This is a genomic window from Iodobacter violaceini (genome assembly GCF_011601265.1).
Taxonomy (GTDB): Bacteria; Pseudomonadota; Gammaproteobacteria; order Burkholderiales; family Chitinibacteraceae; genus Iodobacter; species Iodobacter violaceini.
Window position 1 is genome coordinate 38,078 of record NZ_JAAOLX010000008.1, and the last position, 18,912, is coordinate 56,989.

An 18,912-nucleotide genomic window follows, 5' to 3' on the forward strand; every position below is an offset into this window, starting at 1 on the left:
TCCCATCTTTTGATTGGTGCTGACGTGATGATGACTCTTTACACCTTTGGCCCGGCTTTTGGCTTGCCTGATATGAGCCCCTTCGTAACAAAAACGGAGCTGCTGCTCAAAATGGCGGGCTGCGATTACCGGTGCCAGACCGGGGGCTATGCCAAAGCCCCAAAAGGAAAGATGCCCTATCTGCAAACAGAAGACAGGGTTATTGATGATTCCACGCTGATTCGTTTTTACCTGGAACAAAGCCAGCAGATTAACTTTGATGCTGCACTCAGCCCGGCCGAACGCGGTATTGCATGGGCATTTGAAAAAATGCTGGAAGAGCATCTTTACTATATCTCGCTCAGAGACCGCTGGGCCATTGATGCCAACTTTAATAAGGGCCCCAGGAAAATTTTCAAACGTATTCCAGCTTTGATCCGTGGCTTTGTCATCTGGAAAGTACGGCGGAAAATGAATACCAAATTACGCATTCAGGGCATTGCACTGCATAAAGAAACCGATATTATTCAGCTGGCAAAAAAAGACCTGGATGCGCTGGCTGATTTTCTGGCCGATAAAACTTATTTAATGGGCGACACACTGTGCGCAGCCGATGCAACGGTTTATGCCTTTATGCGCAGCGCACTTTGCCCGCTTTTTGATTCTGCTGCGCACGAATATGCGCTCAGCAAGCCCAATCTGATCGCTTACTGCGATCGCATCAGCAAAAAATTTTATCCTGAAGGCTAAAAATATTGGCGGGCGAAGGGCTTTTGTCCTAAGCTCGCCCTTTTGTATGAATTGGCCTCAACCGTGCTGCCCCGTAAACTCTCCCCCGTCTTGCTTTGCACCCTGCTTGCAGCTTGTGCCAGCGCGCCCATTAGCCCTGCGCCCGTCATCACCCCCGCCCCCGTCAGCGAGCCGGTTGCCTCAGCGCCAATAACAGCACCGCCCCCCGCGCCAGCTCCTGTGGCCCCGCCCCCTGTGATTGTTGCCCCGCCTGTACCGGTGGTTAAACAGATCAGCACGCTTGAAGCCCAAACGCTGGTTGCCAAATTGCTCCCCGCTAAAATCAGCGAGCGTAATGGCTGGAAAAACGACTTAGTGGATGCCTTTACCGCGCTGAAAATTCCTTATACCCCGGAATATTTTTGCGCCGTTATGGCGGTGATTGAGCAGGAATCCAGCTGGCAAGGCGATCCGACGGTGCCGGGGCTGGGCAAAATCGTCTGGAAGCAGGTTGAAGAAAAAGCGGGCAAGTACCACATTCCTTTAATCGCCGTGCAAACCGCCCTGCTAAAAAGCTCCCCCGACGGGCGCAGCTATAAAGAACGCATCGATAAGCTGCAAACCGAAGCGCAAATGAACGCTGTGTTTGAAGATCTGGCCAGCGACGCAAAACGCCTGAATCTGCCTTTTAATATGAGTAATCCCATCCGCACGGGCGGCCCTATGCAAGTCAGCGTAGAGTTTGCCGAAGGCCATGTGCGCGCCTGGCCCTACCCCTATGCACGCCGCAGCAGCGTCAGAAACGAAGTATTTACCCGCAAGGGCGGCGTGTATTTTGGCACCGCCATTCTGCTGCAGTACCCGGCGCCTTACAGCAAAATGATTTATCGCTTTGCCGATTTTAATGCCGGCCGCTACGCCAGCCGCAATGCCGCTTTTCAGGCCGCGGTGAATAAATTAGCAGGGGATTCAATGGATCTGGATGGTGATTTACTGCGCTATGAAAGAGGCTATGCCATGAGCCAGAGCAGTGGCACAGAAAAAGCTTTGCAAAAGCTGGGCAGACGCTTAAATCTGAGTAATGAAGAAATTCGCCGTGATCTTTTATTAGAAAAAGTCACAGGATTCAGCCAGACCGCACTTTACCAGCGGGTATTTAACTTAGCAGGCAACCCAAGCCGCGAAGTTATGCCGCAAATTGATTTGCACAGCCCTAAAATCACCAGAAAACTCACCACAGAATGGTTTGCCAAGCGCGTAGATGGCCGCTATCAAACCTGCCTGAGCCGTGCCCCGGCAATTTAACAATAAAAAAAGCCAGCTGATGCTGGCTTTTTTTATGCAAGGCAAACGGGCTTAAAAGCCCGACCCGGATATCAGCTGAACCGCAGCTGAGGCGGATGCAGGTAAGGCGAGAGGGAAAAACAGATGGCAGGTAATCACCATCCAAACCACAATCACCACCAGTGAAACCACCAGTTCAAACTTTTCTGAAAACACGAGGCACCTCCTATCCATCAGGAAACCCGGCTTCTGCTTTTACCCAACGCTCATTATCATTATGATTTCAAAGGCATTGCCGGCCATCTCATTCTTTCAATCTTTTTTTGCACATCATTTTGGGTATTTTCTGAATATTGATTACTCCTGAAACAATCTGTTTCAACCGTATGCCAAAATTTTAGTCCTCTTTATTTATCGAATCCTTAACAAAGATCAATTAATTCGTGTAAGTTATATACAAGATAACCCTAAGGCGCTTAGGGGAGAAAAACAATTGCTGCAAGAAATATAACGGGCAGAGAAGCGATAAAGCCAGTCATTGAAAAAGTGCTGAGTTGCCGCCTTACAAACGCAACACTTACACACAGCATCAATGAACCTTATTAAAATACAACGCATATGCAACAGATTTTTGTCTTTGCCACGACAATGCTGTCAGCATTCAAAAAAGCATTTACGATGAGGGCTTGTCAGTATGCTGGGGCATGACGTTGAACAACCTTAAATTTCGTACATCTTGCGCCTGTATTGCCATTATCTTATTTGCTGTTTTTTTGCTTATCCTGAATTTTGAGCGTCAGGCACAATTATTAGTCACAGAATTTAACTCCCCTGCGCAACGTAAAACATTAAAAGAAATACGGTCAGCCAACAAAGAATTCAGCTTTATTGAAAAAGCCATTCAGGATTACGAAGAGCTGCCGGATGCATCTCATTTACAGAATATAAAATTACAATTTCATATTTTTGCTGAACGCATCGAAAAATATCACAACGGTACATACGCAAGCTTATCTGAAAACAACAGGCTATTTCAGGAAAACCTCCCTCCTTTGGTAGAGTGGGTTGAAAAATACAAAACCATATTTAACAAAGAAGAAAAAATAAATATTAATGCACTGCAATTTTCAATGAATAAAACAGCCCCACACTTAAGAAAAGTAGTGAGCGCCTTAGATGAAAGAAATAATGAGCTGTTAGAAAATAATAAGAATAAATTTTCTTCAATGATTCAATCCAGAGTACTGCTGAATACCCTGCTGTTTTGTCTGATGCTTGGTTTTGCCCTGCTCGCTTTAAAAACCATCTGGCGTAATGAAAAAAATCTGGCGCAATTAAAAGATGCAGAGCAAAAAGCGCTGGCGGCCAGCGAGACAAAAAGTTTATTTTTAGCCAGCATCAGCCATGAAATGCGTACCCCTCTTACCACTATTCTGGGCTACACCGAGCTGATCAAAAACGCAGATGTATTGCCCGAATCAGAAAGCAAATACCTGGATCACATCATTCATTCCAGCCGCCATTTACAAAGCCTGTTGGGCAATGTTCTGGATATGAGTAAAGTCGAGGCAGGCCATATCTCCTATAACGAAGAAAATCTGAGCCTGCGCGCTTTAATCGTAGAAATTGAAGCCATATTTCAACCATTAGCACAAAAAAAAGGACTAATACTATCAATCGAAACCGCAGATCCTATTCCGGAGTGTTTATATTTTGACGGTGGGAAATGGCGACAGATCTTGCTGAATCTGCTTAGCAATGCCATTAAGTTTTCAGATTCAGGAAAAGTCAGTGTGTTTATTTCTATTGAACAAGTAAACGACGGGCCTTTTCATTTAAAAGCGGTGGTTAAAGATCAGGGAATGGGCATTGATAAAAGCGAATCGGATCTTATTTTTAAGCCTTTTGTTCAAACCCAAAGTGGTTTAAAGAAAGGAGGCACAGGTTTAGGATTAGTTCTGAGCAAAGAATACGCCCGCCATATGGGCGGTGATTTATCCTTTATCAGCAGCCGTGGTGCTGGCAGTGAATTCACCGTCACCGTACAGGTGAAGCAAGGAAAAAACACACCGGCAATGCCGGAATTTAACAAAGCTGATTTATCACATTTACATATTTTGCTGGTAGAAGATCAGGCGATTAATCGTGAATTAATGCGTTATATTCTGTGTGATGCCGGGGCGCATATTATTGAAGCAGAAAACGGCTCGATTGCTCTGGATTTACTGCACAGAAATCCGCTGATTAATGCTCTGATTATAGACAGAAATATGCCGGAGCCTGATGGCTTACAAACCATCGCTTTAATGCAGGACAATGGGTTTTTCTTACCCACTTTAATGGTGAGCGCAGGTTTACCCCCCAGTGAAGAAGAAATGCAGCGGGTTGGATTAAAAGCATGGCTGAGCAAACCATTTCAGGCCCGCGATTTAGTAAATTCAATTTTCAGGGTTTACCACCATTTAAATGAGCAGGCCCAGCCCACCAGCCCCACAGCCCGCCCATTACAGTTATTTAACCCGGCTGCCCGCTCACTGCTTGATTTCAGCACAGAGCGTTTTTCAACGCTTTGTCAAAAAGGCCTGATCCGTATTGAAGAGCTATTGCATGAGCTTACAGAAAATAATCTTCAGCATAACCGTCTTATTGCGCATACAGGCAAAGGGATTGCATTACAAATTGGTGCTGAATCGATTGCCGCACAGCTTGCTGATATTGAAAATACCCATGGACAATGTAAAGCAGATCAAATTTCTGAATTAAACTTTTTATTAGTCAATACACGGATCGCCATGCAGCAATACCATTACAGCAGCCCATCTGATCAATCTGTTTCTTTGTAATCTGTGTGTACAAGCCCCATGCACTACTGAAAGATTCCCCCCTAAGCTTTATCCCTGACCCAACAAAAGCCAGGTCGCCCTGTGAATAATTAATCGCGCGGCTTTTACCCGCCTCCGCTCAGCTTTTTAATTCCATTTTACTTGCTATTGCTCAGCGATTAATTTAATCTTCAGCTGACTTTTTCTGACAGCAATCAATTTAGTAATGTGATTTGCGTATTTATATTTTTAAAATCATAGATAAAAACCCCAATCCCGCTTTATTTTGATGATGAGCATTCAGAATGGCTTGGTCATTTAAAGTAAGCAAAGGACAAATATGAAAGCAAAACACAGTGGCCCGTCAGGTGCCTTTATTGGTGCATCATGGCTCGCCCTATTTATCGGAACGCTGACGTATTCAATCGGCCTCTGGAATGCCACTATGGCACTCAATGAAAAAGGCTATTATTTCACCCTGCTGTTATATGGCTTGTTTGCCGCTATTTCATTACAAAAATCGGTACGCGACCGCTTAGAAGATATCCCTGTCACCGGGCTTTATTTCGGGCTTTGCTGGGTTTCTATTGGTGCCGCCCTGCTATTGCTTGCTGCAGGGTTATGGAATGCAACGCTCACCTCCAGCGAAAAAGGCTTTTATGCAATGTCGTATTTGCTGAGCCTGTTTGCGTCGGTTGCCGTGCAAAAAAATGTACGGGATGTGGCCTTGTTAAAACCAGAATTTGCAGAAACTGAATCAGCAGACCTCAATACTTTCAAATAAAAATTTCAAATAAAAACAAGCGGTGGCTGACCTCAGCCACCGCTTGTTTTTGCTTCAACCTCAAGCTATATACACCTCTCTGACTCCATGCTGAAATTCGCTGCCTGCCTTGTACTGACTTTATTGATCAGCAACCCTTTATATGCAGAAACAGCCTTTCTTTCTGGTACGCCGCTGGATATTCCGGCACCGGCAGATTACCCGCCTGAATGGCGTTACCATTTGCAGGATGCGCCATTTTTTAACGGCAAAGTCTTTGTCATGCAAGCCGGAAACCCGCAGAACCAAAGCATTGTGCTGGTGCATGGCCTTGGAAACCAGGCCAGCCGGGACTGGCTGACTCAAATCCCCCGGCTAGCCCGTCATTATCATGTGGTGGCTTTTGATCTGCCAGGATTTGGTTTATCGGGCAATAATGTGGAGCGGCTTTCGCCCGCCCATTATGGCCAGCTGATTGATGCTTTAATTCAGCAATACACAGCTGATCAGCGCGTCATTTTAATTGGACATTCTTTAGGCGCGGCAATCAGCTTACGCTATACCTATAATCACCCGGAAAAAGTCAGCCATCTGGTACTGATTGATGCAGCAGGTATTTTGCAAAAAACGGTTTATTTAGATTATTTAAGCAAACTTAATTTTGAGCGGGCAGAAAGCAATTTACCCAATATGCTCATTAATTTTGCCACACGCAAAGTAAACCGCTTACGCTCCAGCCTGATTGAAACAGCAGACGATGTATTGCCCGATCCTGGCAGCCTGCTGCATAACGCCCCGGTCAGGGAGCATCTTTTTAAAAATATGCACACTTTTAATGCAGCGCTTTCCCTGCTGGACGAAGATTTCACAGAGGCAATCAGCCATACCCAAACCCCAACCGATATTTTCTGGGGAATGAACGATCCTGTTGCGCCGCTCAGAACCGCTTATTTACTGGCCGGCCGCATGCCTGTTGCCCGATTAAGCCTGTTTGACAACACAGGCCATGTCCCTATGGCAGAGCGCCCGGATGAATTTGCCGAGCGCCTGAACAACGCGCTCACGACGCCTGTTCCGGAAAAGACCACCTGGCCTGCAGCCAGCATCAGCAGCCGGAATCATCTTTGCAATAAAAGTAATCATCAGCGCTTAACCGGTGCTTATGACCGTATTGAGCTGAACGGCTGCAAACAGGTGTACTTGCATAATCTCAGCGCCCGCTCTTTGCTGATCAGCGATTCCAGCGTGTGGCTGGATAATGTGCAGATCAGCAGCCCGGATGCGGCGGTGATCAGCAACCGCTCGCAGATTACCGCCACCAACAGCCGCATAGAGGGCCAGCCGGCGCTGTCTGTTGATTCTGGCAATCTGGATTTTGCAGGCGTCTCTGTTCACAGCCAAACGATGCCGATTCAGGCGCGCGGGCGCAGCAAATTGTATTTTTCAGTCAGTGATATGAATATGGGCGGAATACAGCGCGTGCTGCATAAAAAAATCAATATCAGCGCAAAAGACTATCAGGCACTGCCAGAGTAAGCATCGGGGCTATTCCAGATAGCGGCGTCCGCCATAGCCGCTCACCCCCATCATCAGGCGCACCACAGCATGGCAAAGCCAGGGTAAAACCCGGTAAACCCAGCGATCCCGCTCAACATCGCTTTTTTTAATTTGTACTGCGTCCTCTTGCAATGCACGCATCAGATCGGCACGCAGCTCGCCGGCAAATTGCTTCTCACGCACAAAAACATTGGCTTCCCGTGCCAGAAGCAGGCTGAAAGGATCAATATTGCTTGAGCCTACCGTCGCCCAAACGCCATCAATCGCCGCCACTTTGGCATGCATAAAGCCTTTTTGGTATTCGTAGATTTCGATGCCCGCACTTAAAAACTGCTGATAAAAACCCCGGCTGGCATAGTGCAGCAAAGCGTGATCTACCCTGCCCTGCACCAGCAGCACAACATTTACACCGCGCTTAGCCGCATGAATCAGCGCATGACGCAAGCGATATCCGGGCAGGAAATATGCGTTAGCGAGGATGATTTCGCTTTTGGCACGCAAAATAGCGCGCAGATATTCACGCTCTATATCACGCCGGTGGCGCAAATTATCCCTGTATAAAAACAAGCCACGGGCGCGCCCAAGAGCCCTGTCTGAGGGTCTGGTCACACTTGTTTTTGCCCAGTTTTGTTTAAGCTGCACCCATGCGGTATGCCGCCACAGATGATCCACCGATTCATGCACCTGAGCCACCAGCGGGCCAACCATGCGTACCGCATAATCATAGCGCGGTGCTAATTCTGGCTGCCCTTGCTCAAAATCAGACAAAATATTAATTCCGCCAATAAACGCTACATTACCGTCAATAACGGCCAGCTTTCGGTGCAAACGGCGTAAACGTTGCCTGTCGGGCGAGAGTATTTTTACTTCCGGCCTGAAAAACAAAACCCTCACGCCCGATTCCGCCAGCTTCTCCCGCCATGACAAAGGCAAATGCCCGGCTCCAAAGCCATCAATCTGTAAATTAACCCGCACACCGCGCAAGGCTGCAGCGATTAAAGCCTCCATCACCGCCGTTCCTACTTCATCGGCCTCGAACAAATAGCTTTCTAAAAAAACTTCTTGTTGTGCCAGATTAATCGCATCAATCAGCGCGGGAAAATAATCCTGCCCGTTATAAAGTAATTTAAAGCGATTTCCAGCCACATACATAAGTCAGCCTCATCTGCCGTTGACACAACGTTTGCGTTTCTCATTATTCAGCGATAGAGCGCACGCCATTGCAACGCCCAAGACCCCGGCACAACCAGCGTGAATCAGACTGTCAGTACAGCACCAAAGCAACGCAAGATGCTTCGCAGTACGGGGTTTGATTTTTATTCTGGATTTAGCCGCATTTTTTTCACACAGTTCAAAAGCCACACAACAAACCATAAATCAGACCCGGCGGATCACTTACAGTTCAATAGCCGCCGCCCCAGGCCCACCCTCATTACGGTGTAATACGGTATAGAGCGGCGCATGATCCGACAAATTAGACCAGGGCACTCCGCCCAGCACATTGGCCACTTGCACCGTAAACCCCCGTAAATACACCCGATCCAGAGACAGGATGGGTAAGCTGGCCGGAAAGCTTTTAGCAGAAGTGCCATGCAAGGCATTAAAGGCCTCGATCAGGCCAAGCTCACGGGCAAACTGCAGGGTGGCCTCGCCGCGCCAGTCATTAAAGTCGCCAGCCAGCACAAGAGGCGCATCTTCAGGCACATCACTGATTACCCGTTCAATCAGCATTCTGACTTGTTTACGCCTGTCCATTGCCCGCAAATTAAGATGCACACAAAGCGCGTGCAGTGGCTGATGCCAGCCCGGCACATCCAGCTCGCAATGCAAGACGCCACGCTGCTCAAAACGATGCAGGGTTAAATCCTGATTATGCCAGCGCAAAATAGGAAACCGGGATAACAGCGCATTGCCATGGTGCCCCAGCTTATAACGGGCATTTAAGCCATAAGCCACATGTAAATCACCCGCCAAATACTCATGCTGCGGCGCAACAGGCCAGTTAGAAAAACGCTGTATCCGCTGACTGTGCGCGCCTTGCACTTCCTGCAAAAAAATCAAATCAGGCGACAAAGCCTGCAAGGCCTCACGAACATCATGCACAACCAGCCGCTGATTAAACAGCGACAGCCCCTTATGAATATTGTAAGTAGCCACTTTTAAAGACAAATGATTATTCAAAACAAAATCACCTACAGAGGCCATGAAAAAAGTGTTGTTTCAAGCTGCCCATCGCATTTTGTAAAACCACAGGGCCTGCTTTAAGCCTACCCCCAACGTTACCAAAATGTAAGGAATTTGTACGAATGCCGGATTGCAGGAACAACATTCTTCTCTTCTTTAGCTTTCAAACTTCCAGTAACTCATTCCAGCAGGTGGTATAACGCGGTGAGCGCCACTGCTGATTCATGTTGCTGGCGTGGCTCATCAGCTCGGCGGCACTGCGCAGGGTATGCCTGCCAAAATGTTGATTGATTAAATCCAAAGCTGCCATCAGCTTCGCCCGCTGAGGGAGGGGGCTGTCAGCAAACAAGTCCGGCTGTTGCTGCCCCGCAAGGCCCGCCAGCATAACGCCTGCTTTTTGATAAAGGGCGCCCTCCGTAAATAATGTTTTCAAGCCTGCCAGTGCTGCTTTTTGCAAGAGCAGGGTGTCATCTGTCGGCGCACTTAAAGGCAACACAACAGAGCGCTGTACGGGAGGCTGGCTGTAATCAGAAGGCTGGCTGCGTACAAATAAAGTAAGCTGGCTGGCCAGAGACTGCTGTTGCCTGAGCTTAGTGGCCGCAGCGGAAATATGCAGTGCCAGTGCGGCCTGCACCTCGCTGAATAAACATGTTTTACGACCAAATGAACGGCTGACCAAAATATGCTGCCTTGCCGCCGGAAGATCTTCCAGCTCTAAACAGACTTCGCCATTGAGCTCAGCAATGGTTTGCCCCACTAAAACGCCATGACGGCGGCGCAGCAATGAGGGGGACGCCTTTTTTAAATCGTAAACCGTAGTGATGCCATCAAATTCTAATTTGCGGGCAAGCCGGTACCCTATCCCCCACACCTCCCCCACAGGCAGCTTTTGCAAAATAGCATCCCAGACCTGAGGCTCGGTCTCGTAAAAATTAAACACCCCATTTTCAACCCAGGGCTGCATTTTCTTTGCCAGCATATTGCACAGCTTTGCCAGCGTTTTACTGGGTGCTATCCCCACACAAACTGGAATGCCCGTGCGCTGCTTAATGTCCTTTTTTAGCGTAAGACAATACGCCGTCACTCTGCTAAAGCCCGTTAAATCCAGAAAGCTTTCATCGATAGAATAGATTTCTTGCAGGGGAGAGTAACGCCCAAGGATAGACATCACCCGGCGGCTTAAATCGCCATATAAAGCGTAATTACTGGAAAGCACCACGACGCCATGCTGTGCAATTACATCCCTGATCTGAAACAAGGGCACCCCCATAGGGATACCCAATGCCTTGCTTTCATTGCTGCGGGCCACCACGCAGCCATCGTTATTTGACAGCACCACAATGGGCCTGTGATTTAAAGCGGGCCGGAATACCCGCTCGCAAGACGCATAAAAATTATTGCAATCCACAAGCGCAATTTGCCGCTGCATTACACACGCCTCGCAAGACCTGTGAGCACCCCAAACAGCGAAAGCTCCTGCTCTGGCCGCACAAAAATGGGCTGATACCCGGGATTTTCCGGCTGTAAGATTACCTGCTGCCCGCGCAAGATAAGCCTTTTCAAAGTGAATTCACCATCCAGAGCGGCAACAACAATATCACCCGATACGGCCTGTCGGCCCCGGTCCACAATCAGCCAGTCTCCCGCACAAATATGCGCACCGATCATCGAATCGCCCTTACAGCGCAGCAAAACGGTTGACTCCTTATCCTGAATAAGATGCTGATCAAGGCTGAGGTACTCTTCCAGATATCCCTCTGCAGGGCTGGGAAAACCAGCAGGAATCGGAGTGCTGCTATAAGGCAGGTAAACAGGCATGCAGCTTGCTGCTGGCAAGCTGACACCCTGAGAAGTATAAAAATCCGACATGGTCAACACCAAAGCAGAACGATCGTTCTATATTGAGCGTAAATATATCGCCGGTAAAGATAAAAATGACAAACGCCTCAAAAAAGCCATCATGGACGCGCCCCTCTCTTCGCAAAGATGCAAAGTGCCATACTTCAGGCCCCGCAGCTGATCCGGATCAAACCCCGGTCAACAACTCCTGACTATTGCTTTAAAAATACTAAAAAACAGATGGCTAAATAAAAATCACCATTTCTTAATTGAAATACGCATTCATTTACCATTTAAAATGACCTGCCACTATTTCCTTTTCCGTACAGATCATCAGCGTTTTCTCAGAGCAAAGACCAGCATGACTCTGTCAATAAACAATCAGCAATCGCCTGTTTACACACTGCAGGGTACTTAAACACACCAATGCCACCATAAATTACTGCTATATTGATTCAAAAGGGGGCGGGCCTTGCGTTATTTTCTCACCATTTTTCTCTTCATAATCTCTGCTGCCAGCGCACAATCCGCTGAGATGCGTGTTCGTATCGCCAGTGGCGAGTTTCAGCCCTATCTGTCCGAATCTCTGCAGGATGAAGGATTTATCAGCAAGATTATCAAAGAAGCATTCAGGCAGGAAAATGTAACGGTATCTGTCGCCTATTACCCATGGAAAAGATCATACGATATGGTAAAAAAGGGCGAGGCAGACCTCACCCCTTATTGGGTTAAAACACCAGAGCGCAGCCAGCTTTTTATTTTGAGCGATCCGGTTGATGTGGTCCAGTATGGTTTTTTTCATTTAAAAGATAAAAAAATAACGCAACTGAATTTTAGTAATTTAAACAATTACAAAGTAGGCGTAAGCATTGGCTACAGCTATGGTGCCGCCTTTGATACAGCCAGAAAAAAACAGCAATTTATATGCGATGAAGCCCCCAGCGATGAAATCAATATCAAGAAATTAATTGCCAGACGAATTGATTTATTTACTGCAGATAAAATACTGGGACAATACCTTATTTCCACCACGCTCTCCCCTAAAGATGCGGACAAAATCACTTTCTTCCCCAAAAACTTTGCCGAAGAACCTGTGTATTTATTAATCTCTAAAAAAATACCCAATGGCGCAGAAATTGCCGATAAATTTAATAAAGGTCTTAAAAAATTAAAACTGAGCGGCGAGTATCAGCGCATGATGCAAGAAGCAAAAAAGCAATAAAAAGGGGCTTTGTTTTACTCAAAGCCCCTTTTCTTATTTATATTAAATCTTTTGCCAGGTTTTTAATCAGCTGCCAGGCCTCCCGCACATGCCGCTCATTGACTTCAGTTTGGCCAATCACCATTCTCAGCGCCAGCTGATCGTTGATTTTGGTATGCGTCATAAACACTTTGCCACTGGCATTGATGCGGCGCAGCAGCTCCATATTGATCTCATCACTGGCTTTTAAGCGAAAGCAGAGCAAATTAAAATGCCGCTGAGCAAGCACTTCAAAATGAGGCTCTTGCCTTACCCACTGCTCCAGCCTGGCGCTTAAATCAATATGATGCGTAATTAAATCCCTTAAACCATTTGTGCCGTACCAGCGCAGCACAAACCAAAGTTTTAAAGCCCTGAATCGCCGCCCAAGGCCCACGCCCCAATTCATAAAGTTAGTCTGACCGGTGCTGTTGGGAGATTTCAGATATTCAGGGATCAGGCCCAGCGTAAATGTTTTCAGCAGGCTTTCTTTATCGCGGATAAAAAACGCTGAGCAGTCAAAATTGCAAAGCAGCCATTTATGCGGATTTACCACCATGCTGTCGGCCTCGGTATAACCCGCAGCCAATTGCCGCACCTCGGGCAACATCAGCGCCGATCCGGCATAGGCGGCATCGATATGAAACCAGATCTGCTGCGCCTTAGCGATTTTAGCCATCGCCGCCAGATCATCAACGGCCGTACTGCCTGTTGTCCCCAAGGCCCCCACCATAAAAAATGGCGTAAAGCCTTGCTCGATATCCTCAGCAATAGCTTGTTGCAAGAGATCAATCCGTATGGATTGCTGCTCGTCTACAGGGATTTTTCTTAAATTTTGCTGGCCGATACCGGCAATTTTGATCGCCTTCTCAATTGAGGTATGCGCTTCAGACGAGCAATAGGCGCTTAATTTATGCCCGGCTGCACCTGCTTGGTTAATGGAAAACTGCGTGGCCCGCTCTCTTGCCACCAAAAGTGCGACCAGGGTAGAGCTGGATGCGGAATCCTGAATCACCCCCGAAAACGCCTCAGGCAAGCCCCATAAATCACGCAGCCATTCCATCATTCTGATTTCTAACTCTGTAGCGGCTGGTGAGGTCAGCCAGCTCATGCACTGCACCCCCAGGCTGGCCACCAGCATTTCGGCCAATACCGAAGGCGGGCTGGTATTGGAAGGAAAATACCCAAGAAATTGCGGATGCTGCCAATGGCTGATACCTGGCACAATGATTTTTTTGAAATCAGCAAAAATCTCAGAGAAATGCTCAGCTTCTTTGGGAGCAAAATCAGGAATCTGCTGCAAAATCTCGCCGCCTTTTAATGCGGCCACAACCGGATAATCAGCAACATTCTGCTGATATGCATTCATCCATTCACTGACCCCGGCCAGCGCCTGTTTAAAGTCTTGTTGCATCATGTCGCCCCTAATTCCAAAGCAAGAGTGATTTTTCCTGCTGATAGCCGATAAACATTTGCGTCGTGATTCTGTCTTCACCCAAAAACGCACCAATGGCATGCGGTTTACGGCAATTAAAAATAATCAGATCACCCAGATTGGGTTTTATTTTTACCGGATCAGGTAATTGGGCCCGCCATTGCTCCGGGGCTTGGGTCAAAGGAGGCAGTGCAGGAATATCCCATATTTCCAATTCACCACCTGCATCCGGCACTTTTAAATAAATATTGGCGGCAAGCTGGGCATCTAATTGGGCATATTCAGGGGGTAGTGCATCAAAATGCGGCTCTGATGCGCTTAAATAAGATTGCTCTGCCCTGCTGATGCGCACAATACCGGCCAGCATTTTTTTATGCTCAAAATGAGCAACGGTTGCCCCCGGAATAAACAACTCATCTAATTCCAGCCGCAATTTATCAATGGGCGATAAGAAATGCTCACAATACCCGCGTAACCGTTCAATTTGCACACTGGCATTACGATAGTATTCATGGATGGTTTCAGGATCAGCAGCATTGTAAGTGCTGTTAAACGGAATCCCGATACGATCAACACCAAAATACTTTTGCAGCAGTTTTTCCTCTTCAATTACTTCATGGGTATAAGGATCTATATCCTGGCTGTGCAATATATTATGACTGAGTAAATTGCATAAATGCGTGGGGTAATACCCTTCGATAAGAACGGCAGCAATATCATCATGAATCAGTTCATCAATTAAATCTGCCGATAACTTCTTTGCAACTCTGACTATTCTTTGCCCCATAAGACACCACTCCCATGTATTGAAATACGAAGTCGCTTGAAAAAAAGGTCATGACTACGCCCTGGCAGCAAGAAGGAAAACCCGCCATGAGCTGTGCGGAGACTAGCACGCAAAACTCAAATTAGTAATGGGAATCATTATTATTTAAAGAACTAACGAAATAACCACTTTTCCTATTCGTTTGACATATGCATTACGCATGGCTGACTACCTAGGTGGAAGCCCCAGTAATCAAAGTGTTACTTTGTGCTTAACAATGGTCCTCCCTTTGACCTATTTCGCATTTCAAATGCGTCAGGAGAGAACACCATGCAAGAATGGGTGAATGCGATAAACAGCTGGATCTGGAGCTCTGCCCTGATCTATTTGTGCCTGGGCGTGGGGCTGTATTTTTCGATTCGCACCCGCTTTATGCAAGTTCGCCATATCCGCGAAATGATTCGGCTGATGTTCAAAGGCAAAGCCTCTGCGGCCGGTGTTTCATCGTTTCAGGCGCTGTCTTTATCGCTTTCCGGCCGGGTAGGCACAGGTAATATTGCAGGCGTCGCCACTGCTATCTCTTTTGGCGGGCCGGGCGCTATTTTCTGGATGTGGGTGGTGGCGTTCTTAGGCGCAAGCACGGCTTATATCGAATCAGTACTCGGGCAGATTTATCACGAAAAACACGAAGGCCAGTACCGGGGCGGCCCCGCTTTTTATATTGAAAAAGGACTGGGCTGGAAATGGTATTCCATGCTGTTTGCCTGTGTCACCGTCATGGCCTGCGGGGTACTGATGCCTGGCGTGCAGGCCAATGGAATTGCTGCAGGCTTAAAAACGGCTTTTGGGCTTAGCCCATCCGTAACCGGCGCCATCGTTGTGCTGTTACTGGGCATGATTATTTTTGGTGGTGTAAAACGCATCGCCAATGTAGCGCAAGTGGTGGTGCCCTTTATGGCGCTGGGCTATATCCTGATTGCCTTTGTGGTGATTCTGCTTAATATTCAGCAATTACCTGATGTTTTTATGCTGATTGTCCGCTCTGCTTTTGGCACTGAAGCGGGAATGGGGGCCATGCTGGGGCTGGCGATTCAATGGGGAGTAAAACGCGGTATTTATTCAAATGAAGCGGGCCAGGGCACCGGGCCGCATGCAGCCGCTGCAGCAGAAGTTAAACACCCCGCCCAACAGGGTTTGGTGCAAGCGTTTTCGGTATATATCGATACGCTTTTTGTCTGCTCTGCCACGGCCTTTATGATTTTAATTACCGGTAAATATAATGTGGTGGCTCCCGATGGGCAGGCTGTTTTCACAGGCCTGGCAGGCATGACGGCAGGAAGCGATTTTACTCAGGCTGCGGTAGAACAAGCCCTGCCCGGCTTTGGCTCCATGTTTGTCGGCATTGCCCTGTTCTTTTTCGCTTTTACCACAATTTTGGCTTACTACTATATTGCCGAAACCAATATCGCCTTTTTAGCGCGCAAAATCCCTTCTGCCGGACTATTTTTTGTTTTAAAAATAGCCATTCTCGCCGTATCGTTTTACGGCTGCATCCGAACAGCAGAGCTGGCATGGGGCTTGGGCGATATGGGGGTTGGGCTAATGGCCTGGCTGAATATCATTGCCATTTTAGCGCTGCAAAAACCGGCACTGGCCACACTAAAAGACTACGAGCAACAGCTCAGCCTTAAGCAAGATCCGGTATTTAACCCCATGGCTATGGGGCTGAATGTGGCTAAGCACTGGCATGCTAAGCATTCAGAATCTGAAGCGGTGCCAGAAGCGCCAAAAGCTTAGTAAGAAAAACGATGCCGACCCTATCTAGGGTCGGCATCGTTCTGGCTGGCGGAGTAAAACCCGCCTGCACCCGCCAATCATAAAAGACTTAGCGCAGCACTGTCGCCAAAGCATGTACACACACGGCAACATTTTCGCGTCGTGCGCCGTAGCCCATCAGGCCAAACCGCCATGCTTTACCGGCCAGCGCACCTAAGCCTGCGCCAATTTCAAGGTTGTAATCTTCCAGCAGCACCTTGCGCACCGCCGCGTCATCAATGCCTGCAGGAATATGCACGGTATTGAGCTGAGGCAGGCGGAATGCTTCATCCACCACAAACTTCAGCCCCAAAGATTCCAGCCCATAGCGCAGCAGCTGATGCATATCACGATGGCGCTGCCATGCTTTTTCTAAGCCTTCATTGGCCAGCAAGCGCAAAGATTCATGCAAGGCATACAGTGTATTCACCGGCGCGGTGTGGTGATAGCTGCGCTTTGCGCCACCTGCTGCATCGCCCCAATAGCCCATCACCAGGCTTTGATCTAAAAACCAGCTTTGCACCGGTGTTTTGCGCGCTTTTAATTTAGCCACGGCCGAATCAGAAAAAGACAACGGCGAGAGGCCAGGCACGCAGGATAAACACTTCTGGCTGCCTGAATACACAGCATCAATGCCCCAGTCGTCCACACGCAGCTCAACACCGCCCAGGGAAGTCACCGCATCCACAATACTCAGGCAATCGTATTTTTTAGCCAGCGCACAGAGTGTTTTGGCATCAGACAAAGCACCAGTCGAAGTTTCTGCATGCACAAAGGCGAGGAATTTAGCTTCAGGATGCGCTTTAAGTGCGTCTTCAACTTGATTTGGATTCACCGGCTCGCCCCAGGCGTTATCGACCAGCACGGCAATTGCACCCAGACGCTCGACATTTTGGCGCATACGCTCGCCAAATACACCGTTGCGGCAAACGATGACGGTTTCACCCGGCTCAACCAGATTCACAAAACACGCTTCCATCCCGGCAGAGCCTGGCGCTGAAACCGCCATAGTGACTGAGTTTTGGGTCTGAAATGCGTATTGCAGCAGCGTTTTAATCTCATCCATCATGCCCACAAACAGCGGGTCTAAATGGCCCACGGTGGGTTTGGACAATGCCGCCAGCACAGAAGGATAAATATCAGAAGGCCCCGGCCCCATCAAAATACGATGCGGAGGGAAAAAAGGCATAATCATCGGTGGCGTAAGCATGGGAGTCTCCGTAGTGAGTCATTGCATTATCAGACTTTTTTGCCCGACTTACGGCGGTGGAAAACACTTATGTTGCTGCAGTGCAAAAAGGTCCCCCTGATTAAGCCAGGTTTTAAGCAGACTGTCATCCGGTGGGCGTACACTTACACTGTAATCCGGTGGGCGTACACTTACACTGTATTTGACTGATGATGCCTCTTGTTCAAACTCCATATCAAAGCCCGGATGTGGGTGCTGCGCATAGCGCGGCCTGGCATAAGCCACAGTTTTACCCTGGCACTGCAACTTAAGGGAACTTATAGACTGGCCGGGCAGTCAGCCAGTTTGACGGAATGCCCGCACAATCCTTGTGCCGCCTGAATATTGGCTTATACGGGTTGATCCGCTCCAAAGCGCGCCCCCTGCAAAGAGACCCCATCCGAGGACAGCGAATGCTAAACGATCAGGAAATCAGGCTTTATCTGGAACGAATCAATTATTCCGGCAGCACGGCCGCCGGCCTGCCCACGCTCACCGCCCTGCATCAAGCCCATATGCGGCATATTCCTTTTGAAAATCTGGATATTCACCTGGGTATTGCTATTGATTTAAGCCTTCCCGCCCTGTTTGATAAAATCATATTAAAAAAGCGGGGCGGATTTTGTTATGAGCTGAATTATCTGTTTCTTGCCCTGCTTTCATCGCTTGGCTTTAGCACTCAGCTGATTTCGGCCCAGGTCTTTAATGGCAAAAGCTATGGGCCCGCATTCGATCATCTGCTTCTGCTGATTACCCTGGATCAGCAGCAATATATTGCCGATGTTGGTTTTGGCGATTCATTTCAAACGCCTCTGCTTATTCATCCGCAAAAAAATGATCATGCGGCTTACCAAATCATGCAAAACGATCAGACCTATACCGTGATGCAGAAAAAAAGTAATCATGAATATAAGCCGCAATACCAATTCACATTAAATGCATATGACATTACCGATTTTGCAGAAATGTGCATTTATCAGCAAACCTCCCCTGCTTCACATTTTACGCAAAAATCGGTTTGCTCAATCGCAACGGCTGAGGGACGCAATACCATTTCGAATGATTGCGTTATTCAAAGTAAAAATGGCCACCGCACGCTGCACCACATCGAAGACGTGGCTGAATATCGTCAGTATTTACTGCGGCTTTTTCAAATGCAGCTTCCTGGCAATGCAACGGTTGCGGCCCTGCTGGCCCCCCGCAAGATCTGCTGCCAGGCGCCTGCTTAAGATAACAGACAGACAGCCTAAAGCTTTCAGATTGAATACCGA

At 47.9% G+C, this 18,912-nt stretch carries 16 protein-coding genes; 8 read left to right on the plus strand and 8 right to left on the minus strand.

Translation table 11 applies throughout. The features are described from left to right. Positions 1-27: 27 nt before the first annotated feature. A complete protein-coding gene (locus HA050_RS15455; RefSeq protein ID WP_166828017.1) occupies positions 28-729 on the plus strand; it encodes a glutathione S-transferase family protein in 702 nt (233 codons plus the stop codon). Positions 730-792: 63 nt separating this feature from the next. Beyond that, on the plus strand, positions 793-2,013 hold the full coding sequence (locus HA050_RS15460; protein ID WP_308418908.1) for a DUF1615 family protein: 1,221 nt from the start codon (positions 793-795) through the stop codon (positions 2,011-2,013). Between the two features lie 51 nt (positions 2,014-2,064). On the opposite strand, the gene HA050_RS15465 is transcribed toward HA050_RS15460, so the two are convergent. Then, complete coding sequence (locus HA050_RS15465; RefSeq protein WP_166828020.1) at positions 2,065-2,208, minus strand: hypothetical protein; 144 nt, start codon at positions 2,206-2,208, stop codon at positions 2,065-2,067. Between the two features lie 494 nt (positions 2,209-2,702). On the opposite strand from HA050_RS15465, the gene HA050_RS15470 reads away from it, so the two are divergent. The 3 genes from HA050_RS15470 to HA050_RS15480 all read left to right on the plus strand — a co-directional run bounded on the left by HA050_RS15470 (position 2,703) and on the right by HA050_RS15480 (position 7,113). Then, complete coding sequence (locus tag HA050_RS15470) at positions 2,703-4,835, plus strand: ATP-binding protein (RefSeq protein WP_166828023.1); 2,133 nt, start codon at positions 2,703-2,705, stop codon at positions 4,833-4,835. Positions 4,836-5,154: 319 nt separating this feature from the next. Beyond that, positions 5,155-5,598 carry an inner membrane protein YiaA gene (gene yiaA, locus HA050_RS15475; protein WP_099397744.1) on the plus strand — a complete coding sequence of 148 codons (444 nt, stop codon included), beginning with the start codon at positions 5,155-5,157 and terminating at the stop codon, positions 5,596-5,598. Between the two features lie 87 nt (positions 5,599-5,685). Next, positions 5,686-7,113, plus strand: coding sequence for an alpha/beta fold hydrolase (locus HA050_RS15480; RefSeq protein ID WP_166828026.1), 1,428 nt, complete (start codon positions 5,686-5,688; stop codon positions 7,111-7,113). Between the two features lie 9 nt (positions 7,114-7,122). Here HA050_RS15480 and clsB read toward each other — a convergent pair whose 3' ends face one another. From clsB to HA050_RS15500, 4 genes are all read right to left on the minus strand, one after another. Beyond that, positions 7,123-8,286: a cardiolipin synthase ClsB gene (clsB, locus tag HA050_RS15485; protein WP_166828029.1), complete on the minus strand. Its 1,164-nt coding sequence runs from the start codon at positions 8,284-8,286 to the stop codon at positions 7,123-7,125. 243 nt (positions 8,287-8,529) lie between these two features. Next, complete coding sequence (locus HA050_RS15490; RefSeq protein ID WP_166828032.1) at positions 8,530-9,339, minus strand: endonuclease/exonuclease/phosphatase family protein; 810 nt, start codon at positions 9,337-9,339, stop codon at positions 8,530-8,532. 142 nt (positions 9,340-9,481) lie between these two features. Then, a complete protein-coding gene (locus tag HA050_RS15495; RefSeq protein ID WP_166828035.1) occupies positions 9,482-10,747 on the minus strand; it encodes a Y-family DNA polymerase in 1,266 nt (421 codons plus the stop codon). Next, a complete protein-coding gene (locus tag HA050_RS15500; protein WP_205836460.1) occupies positions 10,747-11,187 on the minus strand; it encodes a LexA family protein in 441 nt (146 codons plus the stop codon). Before HA050_RS15500 ends, HA050_RS15495 begins: the two co-directional genes overlap by 1 nt. Positions 11,188-11,692: 505 nt before the next feature. Between HA050_RS15500 and HA050_RS15505 the strand changes: the two genes are divergently transcribed. Beyond that, positions 11,693-12,379 (plus strand): substrate-binding periplasmic protein, encoded by a 687-nt coding sequence (locus HA050_RS15505; RefSeq protein ID WP_205836461.1) that lies wholly within the window; start codon positions 11,693-11,695, stop codon positions 12,377-12,379. A 37-nt stretch (positions 12,380-12,416) separates the two neighbouring features. Here the strand turns inward: HA050_RS15505 and HA050_RS15510 are convergent, their stop codons facing one another. Then, positions 12,417-13,814: a pyridoxal phosphate-dependent decarboxylase family protein gene (locus HA050_RS15510; RefSeq protein ID WP_166828041.1), complete on the minus strand. Its 1,398-nt coding sequence runs from the start codon at positions 13,812-13,814 to the stop codon at positions 12,417-12,419. A gap of 7 nt (positions 13,815-13,821) precedes the next feature. Continuing rightward, positions 13,822-14,619 carry a 2OG-Fe(II) oxygenase gene (locus HA050_RS15515; protein WP_166828044.1) on the minus strand — a complete coding sequence of 266 codons (798 nt, stop codon included), beginning with the start codon at positions 14,617-14,619 and terminating at the stop codon, positions 13,822-13,824. Positions 14,620-14,928: 309 nt separating this feature from the next. Between HA050_RS15515 and HA050_RS15520 the strand changes: the two genes are divergently transcribed. Further along, on the plus strand, positions 14,929-16,395 hold the full coding sequence (locus HA050_RS15520) for an alanine/glycine:cation symporter family protein (protein ID WP_166828047.1): 1,467 nt from the start codon (positions 14,929-14,931) through the stop codon (positions 16,393-16,395). A gap of 88 nt (positions 16,396-16,483) precedes the next feature. Here the strand turns inward: HA050_RS15520 and HA050_RS15525 are convergent, their stop codons facing one another. Next, complete coding sequence (locus HA050_RS15525; RefSeq protein WP_166828050.1) at positions 16,484-17,623, minus strand: pyridoxal-phosphate-dependent aminotransferase family protein; 1,140 nt, start codon at positions 17,621-17,623, stop codon at positions 16,484-16,486. 431 nt (positions 17,624-18,054) lie between these two features. On the opposite strand from HA050_RS15525, the gene HA050_RS15530 reads away from it, so the two are divergent. Further along, positions 18,055-18,870 (plus strand): arylamine N-acetyltransferase family protein, encoded by an 816-nt coding sequence (locus tag HA050_RS15530; RefSeq protein ID WP_166828053.1) that lies wholly within the window; start codon positions 18,055-18,057, stop codon positions 18,868-18,870. Positions 18,871-18,912: the final 42 nt, after the last annotated feature.